The 3,683-nt window shown below is 59.8% G+C and carries 4 protein-coding genes and 1 pseudogene; 1 reads left to right on the forward strand and 4 read right to left on the reverse strand.

The window, feature by feature from the left end; genetic code table 11:
- Positions 1 to 177: 177 nt before the first annotated feature.
- Entirely contained in the window at positions 178 to 378 is a 201-nt protein-coding gene (locus EN914_RS28020) for a hypothetical protein (protein WP_024504472.1), read from the reverse strand.
- Between the two features lie 459 nt (positions 379 to 837).
- Here EN914_RS28020 and EN914_RS28025 point away from each other — a divergent pair.
- Positions 838 to 1,020: pseudogene (locus tag EN914_RS28025) on the forward strand (helix-turn-helix domain-containing protein); the annotation flags it as partial.
- Here the strand turns inward: EN914_RS28025 and EN914_RS28030 are convergent.
- The 3 genes from EN914_RS28030 to EN914_RS28045 form a co-directional block, all read right to left on the reverse strand.
- Positions 945 to 1,511 (reverse strand): DNA-packaging protein, encoded by a 567-nt coding sequence (locus tag EN914_RS28030; protein WP_224673557.1) that lies wholly within the window; start codon positions 1,509 to 1,511, stop codon positions 945 to 947. The pseudogene EN914_RS28025 and the gene EN914_RS28030 overlap by 76 nt on opposite strands.
- The gene (locus EN914_RS38430) at positions 1,508 to 1,735 is read right to left on the reverse strand and encodes a hypothetical protein (RefSeq protein WP_164778969.1); all 228 of its coding nucleotides are present in this window, start codon (positions 1,733 to 1,735) and stop codon (positions 1,508 to 1,510) included. Before EN914_RS38430 ends, EN914_RS28030 begins: the two co-directional genes overlap by 4 nt.
- Before the next feature lie 451 nt (positions 1,736 to 2,186).
- A partial coding sequence (locus EN914_RS28045; protein WP_127389398.1) for an AAA family ATPase occupies positions 2,187 to 3,683 on the reverse strand: 1,497 nt, incomplete at its 5' end.

Here is a 3,683-nt window from a genome sequence, read left to right on the forward strand (position 1 = left end):
GGGGAGGGGCGAGATCAACATCAGGAAGATGGATTAGGCCTACTACATGCTGTCATCGCTGGTTCGCACCGGGTCATCCGTCCATCTTCTGCTATGATCCCGACGCCGTGACGTTCGTCACGGCTCTTACCCACAACCCTGACGCATCCTGGCCAGTGAGCTCTAAATTGGCCGCGCTTAACGATCCGCCTCGAACCAACTTGTCGTGCTGCCGCAAGGGTGCGTTACTCTGATCCATTCGCCGATGTCAGGCTCTTCGGCGTACGGGATGGTTACTGGTCCCCACGTCTTCGCAGCTTCAACAACATTTTCGGCCTGAACCTCGGCACGTTCCACAGCTTTGCCGTCGCGTATCAGCTCGACGGTGAAACTCTGCATAGATCGCACTCCTGTCGCGCAACCATATCCCAACCTCTACCCGAAAGGAAAAATCTGTTTTTTCGAAAGGAAATAGCTTCCCAAGGTCCTCGCGGCACAAAGCAGCTATTCGCAACAAAAGGGGCCCAGGTGGCCCAACGATGAAACGCATTTTGCTTTTCTTGTGCGGCGAAAGCATGATGGAGCGGGTGGCTAACAGCCGATAAATTTTGCCAACACATTGATTTCAAATCATAATTTCATGTTCCATAATGTATGTTATGCGACTTCTGGATGTAGCAGTTATATAGAGATGCGACACTTGAGCAATTTAGAGATGCGACAGTCCCCGACTTTCACAGCTCATGCTCTGGCCAACTCGAAGCTGGAAAGGAAGGCTGACGACTTCACACTGCCTGGCGTGAGACCGGGCGTATTGCGGAGCCGGCATGCCTTTGATCACCTTGTCGCAAAAAAGAGCTGCATCGTCTTGAAGCCATCCAGAAGATCCGCGACCGGCGGCTGAGCGTCCAGGCGGCGGAGCTTCTTCATCTCAGCCGCAGTCAGGTTCACCGGCTGTTGCAAGCCTATGACCAGGACGGCGCCGGCGGGCTGGTGTCGAAGGAGCGCGGCCGACCGAGCAATCGGCGCCATGATGAGGAGCCGCCGCCGCCGGCCGCGCCACCATACAGCGTTTCGGTCGCTTCGGTGTTGTATGCTATCCCCTGCTTGGGATGCAGCTCCAGGTCAAGAACTGCGGACTGTGACATTGACCACGGGGACCAGCGGCAACGGTTCGCCGTCTTTGCCGGTGAGTTCCGATTCGAACTTCTGGGTGCGGATGATTTCCTCGACCTGGCTGGTGAAATCGTCATGGCGCGCATCTTCGCCACGTTCTCTATCTTCACCTCGCCCTGATACGCAAAGGGCTTGGCCTCATAGAGCGGGTGCGCGTCGACCCATTCGAAGTACTCGCAACATGCCGTCCACAGCTTCTCTGGATCGATGATGATCGGGCTGCGGCCGTGAGAGCTACGGGCCTTCCAAAATTGGTTTCCTGCGGGTGCGGGCATTTGCGAAAATTTCGACGCTTTTACAAAGTTAACCAGCGGCCGGATTCGTACGGTTTTGTGACTTGCTGGATTGCCGATCACATGGTTTTTTTCGCACATCGTTGTGTGGGAGTGCGGGCGTGGGCGACGATCAGAAGGACGGTGTTCGGGTAGAACACATAGACGGCCAATGGGCGGTGCAGATCATCGAGGATGGCCTGACCACCCAACAGCTTTTCGACAACGAGGAATTTGCGAGGAGTTTCGCAGCCGGTCAAATCATCCGGCTCAACCTTAACCGGTCCGGCCAAAGCCAAAGCGGCCATGAGGTGGATGGCCCGCGAAACCATTCGTAAACCATGCCAACACGGTAAATATTTTATGTCGAACCGATCCGGTTGCAGGAGGTTTTGGGCGGGTCTGCAACAAAGAGGCCCAGCCAATCCCTGCACCGCTTACCCATCTCGCCCGCCCTGTTGATCTCCTTCGGGATTGCCTGCGGAATTTGCGTCTGGGCGACATCGGATAAGCCAGTGAGCTTCTTTCAAGCCCAGGCGTCCCCGCAGCTGGAAATGCGCGGGACAGTCGGTAACCTTCAATAGATGGACGATCGTCGATGCTACCGGCGGGCCGGTGCTGTCGTGGACGATCCGCTACCGGCTGCGCACGTCGTTCTCGCGCACGGGCAAGACCGCCACCTCTCGAATTGCGGCGCCACGGGGGATCGCGAATAGCGGGCCGGCAGCCGAGGGCGACGAGGTTCTACACGATCAGAACCTACTCGAAGGAATAAGTGAAACCTTCCTTGGAGGCGCCGACGGTGACTTTGGTCATCTTTTCGCCCTCGAGCGACCGGTTAAGCACGCCGCGGCTCAGTTCCGGCAGCAGCGTGTTGGTCAGGATGGCATCGATCATCCGCCCGCCGGATTCGATCTCGGTGCAGCGGGCCTTGACCAGATCCATGACACCGTCGCCGATCACCAGTTCCGCATCGTTGGTTGCCCGCAACCGGCGAGCGATCTTGGCGAACTGGTGGCCAGTGATCGCTTCGATCATCGAATCAGAGAGCGGATAGTAAGGAATGGTCACCACCCGGCCAAGGAAGGCAGCCGGGAAGACCTTCAGCAATGGGCTGCGCAAGGCGGTATCCAGATCGTCGAGCCCGGTCCGCAGCGTGCCATTCTTTGTGCGGTCCATGATAACTTCGGAGCCGACATTCGAGGTGAGCAGGATCAGGGTGTTCTTGAAATCGATCCGGCGGCCCTCGCTGTCGTCCATCATGCCCTTGTCGAAGACCTGGAAGAAGATTTCGTGGACGTCGGGATGCGCCTTCTCGACCTCGTCGAGCAGGATCACCGAATAGGGTTTTCTGCGCACCGCTTCGGTCAGGATGCCGCCCTTGCCGTAGCCGACATAGCCGGGCGGTGCGCCCTTCAGTGTCGAGACGGTGTGCGCCTCCTGGAACTCGGACATGTTGATGGAGATCAGGTTCTGCTCGCCACCGTAAAGCGTTTCGGCCAGCGCCAATGCCGTTTCGGTCTTGCCGACGCCCGAGGGGCCGCAAAGCAGGAAGACCCCGACCGGCTTTTCAGGCGCGCCAAGCCCGGCGCGGCTGGTCTGCACGCGTTTGGCGATCATCTCCATGGCGTGATCCTGGCCGACGACCCGTTCCGAAAGCGTGGCGGCGAGCTTGAGCGCCTTTTCGGTCTGGCTGGACAGCATCCGTCCGGTCGGGATCCCGGTCCAGTCCTGGACCACGGCGGCCACTGCATTGCGGTCAACCGAGGGCAGAATCAGCGGTGTCTCGCCTTGTGCCGCTGCCAATTCGGCCATCAGTGCGCGCAATCGGGCGAGATCGGCGGCAGGATCGGCAGCGGCCTGTGTCTCCGCGTCCGTCTGGGCGGCCTTGGGCGGCTCAGTCTCTGACGACTCCGCTACCTTGGTCTTTTCTGCGTTCGCCGCTGCCGGTTCGGCATCGGCCCCAACGGTGGCCGCATCGAGCGCCACACCCTCGCCGCGCAGCCTGGCGCGCAGTTCGAGTATCTCGGCGACGAGCACCTTTTCACGATCCCAACGCTGCTGCGCCGCAGCCAGGGTGATCTCGCTTTCGGCAAGCCCGGTGTCGACGCGCGCCTGCCGTTCAGCCACCTCGATGCCGATCGCGGCCTCGCGCCCGATGATGCCGCGCTCGACCTCCAGAGCCTGGCGGCGGCGCATGATGTCCTCGACCTCGGCTGGCGTAGCATGCTGCGATATGGCGACACGGGCGCAGGC

This window comes from Mesorhizobium sp. M7A.F.Ca.CA.001.08.2.1 (genome assembly GCF_003998455.1).
GTDB classification, from domain to species: domain Bacteria; phylum Pseudomonadota; class Alphaproteobacteria; order Rhizobiales; family Rhizobiaceae; genus Mesorhizobium; species Mesorhizobium ciceri.